Source organism: Rhodopseudomonas sp. BR0C11 (assembly GCF_010820945.1).
In the GTDB taxonomy this organism is placed as follows: Bacteria; Pseudomonadota; Alphaproteobacteria; order Rhizobiales; family Xanthobacteraceae; genus Rhodopseudomonas; species Rhodopseudomonas palustris_H.
The window spans coordinates 1-13,189 of sequence record NZ_QTKI01000003.1 but is presented as its reverse complement, the minus strand read 5'-3'; the positions used below and the strand labels follow the sequence as shown (position 1 = coordinate 13,189).

At 63.2% G+C, this 13,189-nt stretch carries 18 protein-coding genes and 1 tRNA gene; 2 read left to right on the top strand and 17 right to left on the bottom strand.

Annotated features, from left to right (window positions below; translation table 11 throughout):
* Positions 1-15 precede the first annotated feature (15 nt).
* Positions 16-1,332: an ISL3 family transposase gene (locus tag DYI24_RS00800; protein WP_164570901.1), complete on the top strand. Its 1,317-nt coding sequence runs from the start codon at positions 16-18 to the stop codon at positions 1,330-1,332.
* Here DYI24_RS00800 and DYI24_RS00795 read toward each other — a convergent pair.
* The 16 genes from DYI24_RS00795 to DYI24_RS00720 form a co-directional block, all read right to left on the bottom strand.
* Entirely contained in the window at positions 1,329-1,469 is a 141-nt protein-coding gene (locus tag DYI24_RS00795; RefSeq protein ID WP_164570900.1) for a hypothetical protein, read from the bottom strand. The two genes, DYI24_RS00800 and DYI24_RS00795, sit on opposite strands and share 4 nt — an antisense overlap.
* Positions 1,460-2,062, bottom strand: a complete 603-nt coding sequence (locus DYI24_RS00790) for a hypothetical protein (protein ID WP_164570899.1) — start codon at positions 2,060-2,062, stop codon at positions 1,460-1,462. The genes DYI24_RS00795 and DYI24_RS00790 overlap by 10 nt, the downstream gene beginning before the upstream one ends.
* 209 nt (positions 2,063-2,271) lie before the next feature.
* A complete protein-coding gene (locus tag DYI24_RS00785; RefSeq protein ID WP_164570898.1) occupies positions 2,272-2,577 on the bottom strand; it encodes a hypothetical protein in 306 nt (101 codons plus the stop codon).
* A 286-nt stretch (positions 2,578-2,863) separates the two neighbouring features.
* On the bottom strand, positions 2,864-3,247 hold the full coding sequence (locus tag DYI24_RS00780; RefSeq protein ID WP_164570897.1) for a hypothetical protein: 384 nt from the start codon (positions 3,245-3,247) through the stop codon (positions 2,864-2,866).
* Positions 3,240-3,524 carry a hypothetical protein gene (locus DYI24_RS00775; protein ID WP_164570896.1) on the bottom strand — a complete coding sequence of 95 codons (285 nt, stop codon included), beginning with the start codon at positions 3,522-3,524 and terminating at the stop codon, positions 3,240-3,242. The genes DYI24_RS00780 and DYI24_RS00775 overlap by 8 nt, the downstream gene beginning before the upstream one ends.
* A 9-nt stretch (positions 3,525-3,533) precedes the next feature.
* On the bottom strand, positions 3,534-4,031 hold the full coding sequence (locus tag DYI24_RS00770; protein ID WP_164570895.1) for a hypothetical protein: 498 nt from the start codon (positions 4,029-4,031) through the stop codon (positions 3,534-3,536).
* Positions 4,028-4,303, bottom strand: a complete 276-nt coding sequence (locus DYI24_RS00765; RefSeq protein WP_164570894.1) for a hypothetical protein — start codon at positions 4,301-4,303, stop codon at positions 4,028-4,030. The genes DYI24_RS00770 and DYI24_RS00765 overlap by 4 nt, the downstream gene beginning before the upstream one ends.
* Complete coding sequence (locus DYI24_RS00760) at positions 4,300-4,788, bottom strand: DUF7694 domain-containing protein (protein WP_349627722.1); 489 nt, start codon at positions 4,786-4,788, stop codon at positions 4,300-4,302. The genes DYI24_RS00765 and DYI24_RS00760 overlap by 4 nt, the downstream gene beginning before the upstream one ends.
* Positions 4,773-5,540 carry a hypothetical protein gene (locus DYI24_RS00755; RefSeq protein WP_164570893.1) on the bottom strand — a complete coding sequence of 256 codons (768 nt, stop codon included), beginning with the start codon at positions 5,538-5,540 and terminating at the stop codon, positions 4,773-4,775. Before DYI24_RS00755 ends, DYI24_RS00760 begins: the two co-directional genes overlap by 16 nt.
* A gap of 141 nt (positions 5,541-5,681) precedes the next feature.
* Positions 5,682-5,864 carry a hypothetical protein gene (locus DYI24_RS00750; protein ID WP_164570892.1) on the bottom strand — a complete coding sequence of 61 codons (183 nt, stop codon included), beginning with the start codon at positions 5,862-5,864 and terminating at the stop codon, positions 5,682-5,684.
* A complete protein-coding gene (locus tag DYI24_RS00745) occupies positions 5,861-6,595 on the bottom strand; it encodes a hypothetical protein (RefSeq protein ID WP_164570891.1) in 735 nt (244 codons plus the stop codon). The genes DYI24_RS00750 and DYI24_RS00745 overlap by 4 nt, the downstream gene beginning before the upstream one ends.
* Complete coding sequence (locus DYI24_RS00740) at positions 6,592-6,963, bottom strand: hypothetical protein (protein WP_164570890.1); 372 nt, start codon at positions 6,961-6,963, stop codon at positions 6,592-6,594. Before DYI24_RS00740 ends, DYI24_RS00745 begins: the two co-directional genes overlap by 4 nt.
* Complete coding sequence (locus DYI24_RS00735; protein WP_164570889.1) at positions 6,960-7,193, bottom strand: hypothetical protein; 234 nt, start codon at positions 7,191-7,193, stop codon at positions 6,960-6,962. The genes DYI24_RS00740 and DYI24_RS00735 overlap by 4 nt, the downstream gene beginning before the upstream one ends.
* Positions 7,190-7,567 (bottom strand): winged helix-turn-helix domain-containing protein, encoded by a 378-nt coding sequence (locus tag DYI24_RS00730; protein ID WP_349627721.1) that lies wholly within the window; start codon positions 7,565-7,567, stop codon positions 7,190-7,192. Before DYI24_RS00730 ends, DYI24_RS00735 begins: the two co-directional genes overlap by 4 nt.
* Positions 7,564-8,373 carry a DUF6551 family protein gene (locus DYI24_RS00725; RefSeq protein ID WP_164570888.1) on the bottom strand — a complete coding sequence of 270 codons (810 nt, stop codon included), beginning with the start codon at positions 8,371-8,373 and terminating at the stop codon, positions 7,564-7,566. The genes DYI24_RS00730 and DYI24_RS00725 overlap by 4 nt, the downstream gene beginning before the upstream one ends.
* A 146-nt stretch (positions 8,374-8,519) precedes the next feature.
* Positions 8,520-8,613 (bottom strand) — tRNA-Ser (locus DYI24_RS00720).
* A 608-nt stretch (positions 8,614-9,221) separates the two neighbouring features.
* Here DYI24_RS00720 and DYI24_RS00715 point away from each other — a divergent pair.
* The gene (locus DYI24_RS00715) at positions 9,222-10,676 is read left to right on the top strand and encodes a porin (RefSeq protein WP_164570887.1); all 1,455 of its coding nucleotides are present in this window, start codon (positions 9,222-9,224) and stop codon (positions 10,674-10,676) included.
* Between the two features lie 293 nt (positions 10,677-10,969).
* Here the strand turns inward: DYI24_RS00715 and DYI24_RS00710 are convergent.
* On the bottom strand, positions 10,970-13,189 hold a 2,220-nt coding region (locus DYI24_RS00710; RefSeq protein WP_349627720.1), incomplete at its 5' end, for a lytic transglycosylase domain-containing protein.

Genomic DNA, 13,189 nt, shown 5'->3' with positions numbered 1-13,189 from the left:
AGGATCGGGGGAACCATGATCAACCTGTTGTATCTGAAGGACTGGACCGTGCTTGAGGCGCCAATCATCGATGGCGAGTATGTGATCTCCGCCGAGTTCAAGGATTCGGTGGACACGTGCGCCAAGTGCGGAGCCGAGGGAGTCTACCGCCACGGCCGGAAGGATATCGCCTACCGCGACGCCCCGGTTCACGGCAAGCCGGTCGTCATCAAGGTGAGCCGCCAGCGCTTCCGGTGCCGGCATTGCTCCGAGACTTTCCTCCAGCCGCTTCCGGACATGGACGACACCCGCAGGATGACCCGGCGCTGCGTCGAGTACATCGAGAAGCAGTCCCTGGTTCGGACCTACTCGTCGATCGCCGAAGACCTCAACGTCTCTCCGAAGACCGTCCGGATGGTCTCCTACGACCACCTGGAGGCGCTGGACGCCGCCTACAAGCCGTCTGCGCCGCTCTGCCTCGGCATGGACGAGGTGACCGTCATGCGCAGCCTGCGGCTGATCCTGACGGACGTGGCGAAGAAGAAGGTCATCGACATGGTGGAGAGCCGGAGCAAGCCTTCGGTCGTCCGCTGGCTGTCGCACCTCCCTGACCGGGAGCGCATCCAGGTCGTCGTAACCGACATGTGGGTGCCGTATCGCGACGCCGTCCGCGACGTGCTCGGCGTCCCCCTGGTGGTCGATAAGTTCCACGTCGTCCGGTACGCCAACGACGGGCTGAACAATGTTCGGAAGGAAGTCGGCCAGGAGCACGACGTCAAGGGCCGCCGGATGATGATGCGGAGCCGGCATCTCCTGCTGAAGCGCCCCTCCAAACTGAAGGCTCATGAACGGCTTGCGCTGGACGGCTGGCTCCAGAACGTGCCGAAGATCAAGCGGGCCTACGACGCCAAGGAGCGGTTCTACTCGATCTACGACAAATGCACGACGAAGGCGGAGGCAATGGCCGCCTACGACGCTTGGCTGCGCGACCTGCCGGCCGAAATGACGAAGCCGTTCGCCGAGTTGACCAGGGCTATGAAGAACTGGCGCACCGAGGTCTTCAACTACTGGGATTGGCCGATCACCAACGGCTACACCGAGGGCAAGAACCGGACGGTCAAGATGATCAACCGGGTCGGCGTCGGCTACAGCTTCCCGGTGCTGCGCGCCCGCATCCTGTTCGATCCGGACAACGTGGTGCCGGCTGGCAGCTTCATCTGCGACGAGTGCCTCGGGATGTACCCGGTCGAACTCAAGACCAGGAGCAGGCGGACGCCGAAGATGATGTGCCCGACCTGCCACCGACTCCACACGGATGCATGGTTCAAGCGTCATGCCGTTTCCACACCTTAATCCCCATACCCCCTAGTGCTGAGCCAGTTCGTCACGTCCGCGGTGATGGCGGCGGCGATCGCGATGGCGGCGATGGCCGGCAGAATGCGGCCGACGAAGAACATCACGTAGGAATAGGCTTTCCAGCTTAGCCGCATTTGGAAGCCTCGTTCTGGGTTGAGCTGGCGAGTTGAGGTGGAAACTCCGAGAAGAGCTCCATCATCATCGCGCTCCGATCTTCGCTGCTGTAGCCGTATGAGCCATCGTCGAGCCCGGCCCCGACGCCATAGCCGGACCATCCTGTCCAAACAGTTCCGTCGGGCTGCTCGAGGCGGACGTACTGGTAGTAGTTGTCCTCGACAGTCCAGAAGACCGTGATGAGGTGGCCGTCGACGCGAAACGTGCACGGCTTCTCTCGCTCGATGAACCAGTCGTGCGAGATGTATTCGATGCCGTCGTGGGATGCGATGGCGCCCTCCGGCTTGTCGGTCATGATCTCGATCAGATTGAGCGATTGGCCAAGCCGGCTGATGGCGATGTGACTCTGCTTGTAGAGGCTGACGAAGATCGGGCCGTCGCCGAGAATGACATGGAAGCTGTTGCCGTTTCGGCCTTCAGCCATCACCCATCCGGGCCACATCCCAGGGGTCGACTTGATGCCATCTGGCGACAGCACGGCATCGCTCCGATCTTCTTGCCGTTCGCCGTTTCGGTAGGCGTAGCCGCCGTAATCAGAATAGGCCACGATCATCGTCCTTTGCTGTCTGCGGAGCTGGGGCCAAACCCGCTCTCGGGGTGACTGATTTCGATCGGCTTGCATGGGCACGCCGGCGGCGCTCTTCCGCTGCCGGTCGCCCCGCAAGATCTGCAAAGCCAATTCTTTCCGCGGCGCCGATCTTTGAAGGCGGCACCGATCCAATCGCAAATCGGCTTGCTGATGGTGAGGCGGGCCATCAGTTGCTATCCGGAGGCTACGAGGCCGATGGTGACGCCAAGCAGCAAAACCCCAATGAGCCCGAAAGCAATGACTGCAAGTAGCATCATCGTCCCGGCAACACTGGCGCCAGCGGCAACAGGAATCCTGCTGGAATAGAGCCAGAGGAGGGCGCTCAGAACGAAGCAGGCGATGGTCGGGTAGAATGTGATCGGCATCGGTAATTCCTCAAGGTTTTGGCTTTTAGTCATTGAAGGTTGATCCGGCATTTTCGCGCTCCAACTGCCGATCTGCACCAGCGGTTGAACATGATGCTTGACCAGAACCATCATGCGATGGACGTTGAGTCATCCGACTGCGGAGGACGGCATGGTTAGGTCTCAATCGCCGCGAGAACGGGCTGCCAGGGCCCTGTGCCGCAGAGACGGAAACCCGGAAGAAGCAAGGTTCGAGGGCCACCCGATGTGGCACAGCTACCTTGAAACCGTCGACATCGTTCTCGGTGCTGTCCTTCAGAAGGAAGAATGGGATCGCGTCCGTCTGTTGGGTCCGGACTGACCGACACGAGCAATGTCTTTCAATGTCAAACGACATATCTGCACCCGCGGTTGAAGTGGCCTATTCGCCGTCCCAACCGGACGGTCCATCCCAGTAGTCGAGCTCTTCCTCGACCGCGGCGTCGTAGGACTTCGCGCAGGCGCCGCAAACGTGATAGACCGGCCCGTGCATTCCTTCTTCGTAGTCCCGCTTCCAGCGAAGGCCGGTCGACGGCTTTTTGCACCAGTCGCAGCGCCCTGTTTTCGCCTCTTCGGATCGCTCGTAAGCGCGATCTGCATCAAGGCACTCCTGACAGAGATCGTTCATCTCGCAGCCAAAGGAGTCGGTTTCGCCTTGGATGCGAGCGACCGCCAAACGATCTGGGTGGTTGTCGCACTTCGTCCCTTCCGGAAGCTCGTGACCGCTTCTAGGCAAGGTTGAGATCGGCCCCGTCACTTCAGCCATTTTCCCCTCCTGTAGCTCGCAAAATGAGCGCAGAGAGATCGTCGAGAAGCTGAGCTTCTCCCTCCGCGTGTTCGCGACTGATGGCGTCATAGATGGCGATGGTACGCAGCGCCTGGATCGGCTCGACCATTGGGCAGCCGCAGAGCCAGGCGCAGTGCACCGACCATTCTCCGTGCGGCGTTCCCTGCAGTGTCGGCAGGGCGATCCAGCCGAGCAGCAAGTAGTCCGGCACGTCTTCGATGCGGACCCAGCGGTGGAAGGAGATTGCCTTGACCATGACGCGCACTCAGATCACGCGGCCTGCCAGCTGGGCGGCGATGATCTCCCGCGCTGCCCGGAACACGTCAGATGGGGTGTTGAGCCGTCGCGTTAGGTGGAATTCGTCCCCGTCACTGTCCGGCACGTACTCGGTGAAGTGTTCGCGAACGTAACCACTCAGCGCGTCCCACGCCGACTCCTCAGTCCACTCTGGCTCGAAATACCCTGACATGCCGCCGACCATGATCGTCCCCTTGCGGGCGTGTGTCGGTGGTCGGAGGATCTTCCGCCGGCCGGCGCGTGTCGTGAACACGATCTCGGAGCCGCGCTTGCCTGGCCAGTCATTCCTTGCTCCGTAGGTTGGATGGCACGGCAGCCGGTCCCAGTGCTTGCGATCGCCGATGAAGGTGTTGTGATAGCTGTCGTCGTCTTTGGGCGCCGGGAATTGGTCTCCGGAGTAGGATCTGAGCTGGCCAAGCAGCGGCGCGGCACGCTTTGACAGCTTCTTCAGCGTGCGAAGATTCATGACGCACCACCTTTCCCAAACGCGGGAACGATGATGGTCGCCTTAATGCACCGGTCGCCGTCCGCGCGCCGCTTCGCCCACAGTTCGCGCTGGGCGGTGCTCAGCCTACCGTTGGTACCGTCCGGCATGTCCGACACCTGGATGTCGAGCTCATCAAACCTGCGGGAGCAGCAGACATGGCCGGCGATCGCCGCAGCACGGGTAAGCCACTGACCGGTGTAGAGGCCGCTTAAGCCGACGATCACCCACCTGGAGTGCTTTGTAGCCTTCATGATCTGTTGCCTTCTTGGCTCGTGGTCGTGCGCATGTTCTCGCTCGGAGCCCGGGGCGTGGTTGCGGCGCGATCGTGAAGCGAGAACGGTAGGGCATCCGGCAGTACCCAGAGGTGAAACATATTCGCGGCGTCGATTACCTCGGTGGCTGGCGGATAGACTTCGACAGCCGTTTTGTCGGGGCCGGCGAGTTCATCCTTGATCCGCTGCATCTCTCGCCATGTCGGCCGGATCTCCGACAGCGACGTCACGGCTAGATGCCGGACGCCGCTGTCGAGGCGCCGCTCCAGAACGGCGAACACCTTGTTCTTGTGCGCGGTGGTGAACCCGGCCGTCCAAGAGAAGCCGATCGTTCCGAAGGGGAAATGGACGGTCTCCCAAGGCCCCCACGATCCACTGCGCCGGTGCTTCGCTTCTTCCTTGAGCAGGACGCGCCGAGTTGACCGGCCGACGTTGAAGAAATCCGGCGTCATGCTGGCGACCACTTCCAAGGCGTGGGAATCGGGTCGTCTGGTCCGATCGGGCTGCCGTCGTCGAGATTCACGTAGCTGTCGTGTTCCGGGCCGCAGCACGCGGCGTGGATGATGCCGCCGCTCACATCGTTGAGGACTTCGTCGTCGAGCTTCAGCGCCTCGCCACAGGCGATGCAGGTCACCGTCTCGGTGTCGGCGGACGAAGCCTTGGCGAACGCTTCCGCGATGAATTTCACAGCGGTGTCGAAGTGCTGGGCAGTAAGCAGCTCCCAAAGATCGCGCCGTGGCGTCGCGCCGGCGCACTCAGCACCGAACAGCGCGTATTTCGCCCCGGCTCCGACGCAGATGTGCGCTATCACCGAACCCGCTTTGCGCGGGGCTTCTGGATCGCCCTCGAAGCTCTCCCATAGGGCGAAGAAGGTCTCATGGATGTCGTCCCAGAGGCGGGAGTGAAATGCCTTGGCGATTTCCTTCGTCGCCGGCGGCAAGTCGAACGGCACGAGATCGGGGTCCGCGGTGGCCGCTCCGGCAGACTCGCCATTGGGCTCCGGCGCCGCCAGGGCGCGCTCCACGGCCGTCGGTTCCGTCAGGGCCGTGCGCGCCGGCGGCGCTGGTCCGTTCATGCCGGCATCGATCCATGTCCGGAGATCGTGCGCGACACCGCCGTCCCAGCCTTCGCCCATGCACCACTTCCGCGCGCGCAGAAGCGCCGCTCGGAGGTCCTTGACCTGCTGCTCGGCGGCGGCCGCGCGCGTCGCGACCATCTCGAGCTCCGTCTTGTGGCACTTGCACCCGCGGGGACTTGGCTGCCCTTGGTAAGGGCAATCGTCGTCGATGCAGAGGTGTGTATCGCGGTTCATCCGAGCCTCTCCTTAGTTCGAGAGATCGCAACGCCTTTTGCGCCGCTATCCATGATTGCTGTGTGCGAGGATGCAGGGGAGATCGTCGGCGGTGTCCAAGCCGGTCTCGACAGCGAGCCGCTGGATCGGGCTGAGTTGCCCCCATGTCGTTTTGACGCCGTGGACGGGGCACTCGACAGGCGTCGCGTCGTCCGGCTCGATTTCTGTGCCGTTCTGGAGCGCGATCATCGCTGAACCTGCTCCGCACCGGAACGAAGCGCCCAGCGCTTCGGCTCATCCCAATCCTCGCGAACCGGCTCCAAGGTCCGATAACTGCCGTAGTCGCATCGCGCGACGCGAACGGTCGGCTGGTAGCGAGCAATGATGCGGAGCCAAAGCTCGACGGAGATCATCAGGCCAAAGCACAACGTTCGGCGATGCCATGGGCGCCAATGCCTAGTGCGCGGCCTGAAGTGCTCACGCTCATTGTACGGGTTGCTGGTGTCGTAGAAGACCACCCCGATGTAGCCCTTGGGGCCACCCGTGTGCCACGGGCCGCGCAAGATTACTGTCCGCCGATCGCGGGTGAACGTAATGCGCTGGCCGTGCTGCTCGAACGTCGAGCCGTACTTCATCTGGATTTCGAAATGCCGGCCGGCGTAGCCCCTCTGCTGAGGGGTCAACCACGCCTGCTTAGCGTCATCCCAGGTCAGCGAGCCCTTGTGGACATGCTGCTCAACGCGCCCGTCGTCCGAGTACGCGCGCCATACTCCGTCGCCCTCATAGATCCAAGCTTTGTCTGGCCACTGGCAAGGATTTTCCGACGTCTTGATCTTCATCGCCGGCGCGTTGCTGTAGCCGTCGATCCAATCGATCACGGCGCCGGTGCACCACTTCGGGATTGGCTGCGGACCGACCGGGCGCTCGATCCACTCGAATGAGTCCACGTGCGGGACGGCTTTGGCCGGGGTGCTGCTCATCGCTGCACCTTGGCGAAGATGGCGCGGGCGGCGCGAAGGTGGCCAACCGTCACAAATTCCGTGCCGAGATTCACCCGGTCGCCATACACTGGCGCGAATTGGTCGGCGGCTTTGGCAAACGGTCGTAGCGCCTCGACCATCTCGTCGAACAACTGGTCACGCTCGCTCATCCGAGCAATTTCTTGTGCCCCCTCGATCGCCGCCTTCGAAGCTTCCGACATGGCGACTTGGTATTCTTGATGCGGCGTGCAATCAGCGTCTTCGCAGTTGGCGTGCCACTCGCGCGTTTCTTCGAACTCATGCGCTGCGGCTCTGAGACGTTCGGCAAGATCACTAGGGGGTGCCTTTCCAAGATCGGCCTCGGTCATAGTTCGTGCTCCACGTTGACGACGAAATACGTGCGCCGGGTGATGCCGCCGCGGTGTCTGCGCTCCATTCGCGCCAGGCCGCGATCAAGGCAGTAGCGAACGACTGGATTCTTGGTGCTGAAGATCCCGCGGCCGCTTTGGCCGACGCAGCCTTCGTCTCCGGAGATGCGGTTCACCTCACGGAGGAGGGCGCAGGCACGGTGGAAGCGCTTTCGCTTGTCGCTGCTCATTGGGCGTTGACCTGGTCGAGAAGATTTTGAGCGCGCGCTTTGCTGTCAGCGTCGAAGTAGTAGCCTTCGCCCCATTTCGTCTGGACAAGGATTCCGTAGGGCTTGAGCTTCTTCCGCATCTTGCAGACAAAGACGTCGACGATCTTCGCTTCCGCCTCGTCGCGGCCCTGGTAAAGCGCGATCATGAGCGCGTCTCTCGTCATGATGCGGTTCTTCAGTAGGCACCCAAAGATCACCGCTTCCTGCTGAGTGAGACAAAGGAGGGGCGGCGCCTCGAACCGAATGCCGAGCATGGTTTCGAGCTGTCGGCAGCGCTCTCGGAGCTGATCGTTCTCAGCTTCGAGCGAGGCAATGAGATCGTCACGAAGAGTCACTTGGCGCTCCGATCAAGAAGTTGAAGCCAGCGCGAAGCGAGCTCCTTCCAGATTGGGGACCTGGCTTTCTTTGCCTTGGCCTGCGCCTCCAACAGCCCGTCGGTCCCGTCGATGCGGATGGCAGCGGCGAGAACGTCTAACTCGATGGCCTTTCGTTCGACGCAGATGATGTGGTCGGCGGCCGTAATCTCGGCGCTGCTGATCGGCGCTCGTTTCGCGCTCACGAGACACTGGAGCACACGCCTTGCGTCTTTTACGCCTCGCCGCGCGACGAGACCGCGGACGCGGCCGACGGCGGCGGTGTCGCCCGGGGAGATGGCGGAGGATGGCGAGATCTGCCGGATGCGGACGCCAGCGCGCTTGAAGACGTTGGCGACGTCCGTTGCCTCCTCGTCTCCGGACGCCAGGAGCGCCTGGTAAATGTCGAAGGGGGAGACGACGAGCCGGTCGGTGTTGTGGCCTACGAATGCTCGGGCCCGCTCGTCCACGGTACCGGCAGCCACCACGAACACCGGGACCTTGGGAATCTTTAAGGTGGCCGCCGCGATGCCGGTGTGCTGTCCGTCGATAATGTGGATGGCGCCGTCGACGCGCACCCCAATGAGCGGCTTCACCCGGTTCCAGGCGAAATTCTCGACCATTCGCCGGATCAAGCGGATCGATCGCTCGGAAAGGTTCCGCTGATAGGTCGCGTCGATCAGAAGCTTCGTCGGGTCGACCCAGACCAGCTCGGGCAGCTCCCGGCCGACCGTGGCCGGCGTGAGTCCCGCGAGCGGTAGGGGCCTAATGGGGCGCAGGGCGGTCATGGCCGCCCTCCGCGCATCACCCCCGCAGAACGCATGCTGGATCCGGAAACGTCCAACAAAACGTCCAACAAAACGTCCAACACGTGCAACAGCGGATTTGAACCCGCGTTGATTTTGTTGCGTTTTTTGGGGCGATTTACAGGGGGTGGCGGAGACGGAGGGATTCGAACCCTCGATAGGGCTTTACAACCCTATAACGGTTTAGCAAACCGCCGCCTTCAGCCACTCGGCCACGTCTCCGGTGCGCTCGATATGCCCGACACGGTCGCGGCTCGCAAGCGGGATTGCGCAGATTGCACCGCGACCTTTGGGCCTGTGCACGAGAATGTCGGCGCGACGCGGGGCAGGGCGCTTGCATTTCGCCGGTTTGCGGCTCCGCCGGGGTCGCGGAGACGTTCGGATTCGTCCCAGCAGAGGAATCGATTCTCAGGAATCCGCCATTGCAGACCGCGTATTTGCCGGTTGGCGGGCGGCTCATCCACCGCGGCCCGCCTGTTGCAGTGCGGCATTACCCGCCGAACTCGATTTAGAAAGTGTAATTAAAACAGATGGTTGTGTCAGCCGTCGGAAACGGGTGAGTGCTATTTGTGCAACACCCCTTCCGAAAACGGGGCCAGAGCATGGCTCCCTTGTTGCTTGTGCATCACTGTTAGGTAATTGTCGTGGTGCGACGGAGGGGGGCATCCCGAGGTCGCCCCGTAATAGGTGGTTCGCTTAAGTCCCTCGCGTTCAGCGGGTGTGTCCAAAGGCGCGAAGCGGCTAGGCGGGTTTCTGGGATTAAGGGACCACAGCGGGTGCTTGCACTTTGCGGATCGGAACCTTCCCGACAGAGCAACTTGGAGGTTTACATGAACATCGTTAAGGGCCTGTTCCTCGGCTCAGCAGCGGCGCTTCTCGCCGTCGGCGGCGCGCAGGCGGCCGATCTCCCGTTGAAGGCCAAGGCGGTCGAATACGTGAAGGTCTGCTCGATCTACGGTGCGGGCTTCTACTATATCCCGGGCACCGATACCTGCATCAAGCTCGGCGGCTACCTGCGCGCCGACCTGACGCTCGCCGGCAGCGGCGCGTACAACTCGCCCGCCTGGGCTGGTGCCGCTGGCCAGAAGAACCGCCTCGCGAACGACTACGTCTTCCGGTCTCGTCAGGACATCAACATCGACACCCGCACCGCGACCGAGTACGGCGTGGTTCGTACCTACTTCGATGCGGTGTTCCAGTGGACCACTGGTTCCGACACCGTCGCCAACGGCTCGCTCGGCGTGTACTACGCCTTCGTGCAGTTCGCCGGCTTCACCTTCGGTAAGGCGGTGTCGCAGTTCGACACTCCCTGGACCGGCTATCCGGGCAACAACACTTCGTTCCTGATCGGCGGCTACGACGACGTCACCGGCATCAACCAGGTGTCGTACACTGCGGAATTCGGCAACGGCGTGTCGGCCTCGATCTCGCTCGAAGATCAGTCGTCGTACCTGCAGTCGGCGCTGTACAACGTCTCGTCCGCTCCGAACTTCCTGGCCTACGGCGCCAACTCCTACGCCGGCACCTCGATCCCCGACATCGTCGGCAAGATCCGTGTCGACCAGGCTTGGGGTCTGTTCCAGGTTTCGGCTGCGGCGCACCAGGTCCGCGCCAGCTACTACAACACCGCGCTTGAGACCTCCGGTCATCCGAGCGACACCTGGGGCTATGCGGTTCAGGGCGCTCTGTCGCTCAAGAACCTGCCGACCGGCCCCGGCGACAGCATCAACATCACGGCGACCTACTCGAACGGCGCGACCCGTTACGTGCTGGGCGGCGTGAGCCCGAACTCGTTCGCGATCTACGGAAACAACTCGGCTCCGAATACCTACCAGAGCGTCGCGTTCGGTGTTGCTGCTGACGGCGTGTTCGCCGGCCTCAACAACCTGACCGGCACCGGCATCGAGAAGACCAATGCCTGGGGCGTCCGTGGTGCATTCAACCACAACTGGAACCCCTACTGGTCGAGCTCGCTGTTCGGTTCGTACACCAAGATCGACTACAACGGCACCGCGACTGCTCTGATCTGCGGCGCTCTCGGCGTTGCGAACACCGCCGGCTTCAACTGCAATCCGGACTTCGCGATTGCTCAGGTCGGCACTGTCACCCGCTGGACCCCGGTCAAGAACCTGACGTTCTCGGGCGAAGTGCTCTACACCTACCTCGACCAGGCCTCCTCGGGCGTGCTGCCGCTGACGGCTTCGGCGACCAAGCCGCAGGCGAACTACGAGTTCAAGGACCAGGGCGTCTGGAGCGGCAACCTCCGCGTTCAGCGCAACTTCTGATCCCCGCTTCTCGAAGCGAGATTTGATGAGCCCCGGCGGGCAACCGCCGGGGTTTTTCGTTGTCTCCCATTCGTTGTCTCACGTCGTGGGCCGATTGCGTGAATTGAGATGCTGCCGCTGCGATTGGCGAGACATAAGGCGCGCGTGCACCGGCGTCTCTCTGGGGGCTCGAGGCAAAGCCGCACCGCGACGGAGCTCTCAGCAGAGCGATGATCGTGCGCGAAATTCGGCGATGCGCTGGGCTGCTGGGCAGGATGCGCTGGACGGATACCGACCGCTAAAGCCGGCTGCCGCTATTCTGTCCCGACGCCGGCACCGCGGCGGAGGTCGGCTTCGATCTGCAAACGGTGGCCGCCGCCGAAGCGGGCGCGATAGACCTGCAGGTTCTCCATGATCCGCTGCACGTAGTTGCGCGTTTCTGCGAACGGAATCAGTTCGACCCAATCCACCGCGTCGACCTTCGGATCGCGTGGATCGCCATAGCGTTCGACCCATTTGCGGACGCTGCCGCGGCCGGCGTTGTAGCCGGCGAAGGTCATGATGTAGGAGCCGCGATAGTCTTCGATCAGGCCGCCGAGTTCGGCGGCGCCGAGCGCCGCGTTGTAAACCGAATCGGTTTTGAGGCGCTGGAGATCGAAGGTGCAGCCGTGGCGGCGGCAAACGTACTTGCCGGCGTCGGGCGTCACCTGCATCAGGCCGTAGGCATTGGCAGGCGAAACGACTGCCGGATTGAAGGCGCTCTCCTGACGGGCGATCGCATAGACGATGGCGCGTTCGACGTCGGGGCCCACCGAGCGGAACTGCGGAATGCCGTTGACCGGGTAGGCGTAGTGATCGAACGGCAGACCGCGATTGAGTGCGGCTTTGCCGACCAGCAGCATCGCGCGCGCATCGTTGCGCCGTTCTGCGACTTCGCTCAGTCCGATCAGGGCGTCGACATCGCCGTTCTCGCCGACATCGGCGAAGATCGGAATCGCCATCTCGCCTTCATCGATCGCATACAGCAGGCTCACCGCGCGGACGATCTCGAGCCGGTCGGCGTTGCGGCCACCGGATGGTGGACCGTTGAGATCGAGCTGCCCCAGACCGAGCTTGGCGCGCGACAACTGACCGTAATAGCTGGTGGAATGCGCCGCCGATGCCGAGTAAGCGGCGCGCGCCTCCTGGATGCGCCCGGCAGCTTCGGCGGCGCGGCCCTGCCAATAGCCGGCGCGTGCGAGGGCAGTGGGGTTGGTGGTGTCGCGTCCGAGTCGTGCGAAGTGCTGTGCGGCCGTCGCGGGATCATTCAGAAACCGCAGCGCGATCCAACCCGCGGTGAATTCATGCTCGGTCCTGTAGATCGCCTTAGTCGGAGTCGCTGCATCGCGCGCCACCAGATAGGCGAGGCGATAATCGCCGATGTCGATCAGCTTGCGCGCGACCAACCGGCGCTCGATCCACCATTCGTCGAGATTGTGCAGTCGGGCCGGATCGCGCGGGACCGTCAGCATCAGCCGTCCGGCCTCCGCGATCATGTCGTCGCGGCGCAGCACTTGGATCTTGCTGAACAGAAAGCCTGGGTCGTGGTGTAGTTCGGATGGGACGGCGGCGAGCAGCGCCTTGCCGTTCGACGCTTTCTTGTCGACCGCGATCCGCGCTCGCGCTAGCGCCAACTGAGCGGCGCCGAGGCGCTTGGCGGCGCGCAGCGCCGGGCCGAGATCGTCGCCGTACAGGAACGAATCCATCCGCGCCTTGTGGTCGCTCGGCGTGATCAGCGGTCCGAACAACTCCATCGCGGTGGTTTCGGTCGCCTCCGACATGGTGTCGTTGCGCCAGGCGTCGCGTACCAGTTGCTCGGCGGTGCGGCGGTCACCGCGCGCCAGCACCGCACGCGCCAGCGCCAGTTTGCCCTTGCCGGTCGAAGGGCGCTCGTCTTCGAAGTAAGCGAGCACGGCGGAATCATCGCGCCGATCGTCCCACAGCGCGGCCTCGGCGCGGCGGCGCAGGAAGCTCTGCGACGGCCAGCTCGGATTGGCGCGCACGAACGCCGCATAGCGTTCCACGCTGGCGCCGTTGTCCTCGCTGCGCAGGATCACCCATTCGGCAAGCTTGCGCGCGACGGGATCGGAGATGGTGTTGGCGACCTCGGTGGCTTCGCCAGCCCTTTTCTTGCGTGCGAGTTCGATGACGTTTTCGAGCGCGCCGGCATCGGCGGAGGAGGTCGATGCGGTCGCAGCGATCGCAGAGCGCGTCGCCGGCTTGTGCAGGGCTGCGGTGGGCGGCCGCTGACGCATCGGCTCGACCGCTGCAGCAGGGCTGGTGACGGGGAGCTTGGTCGAGGGGCGAGGATCCGGAGCCGGCAGCGACTTCGCAACGTTCTGGGGGGCGGCACTCCGCGCCAGCGGTCGCGGCTTCGGCAGCGGCACCGTGGTGGCGGCGTCGGCAGCCTCGATCAATCCCGCAAAGCCCAAGCTGAGTGCCAGGATCGCCGTCGATGCCTTCAGGACGACCGTGAAACGCGGGCGGCGTTGTGA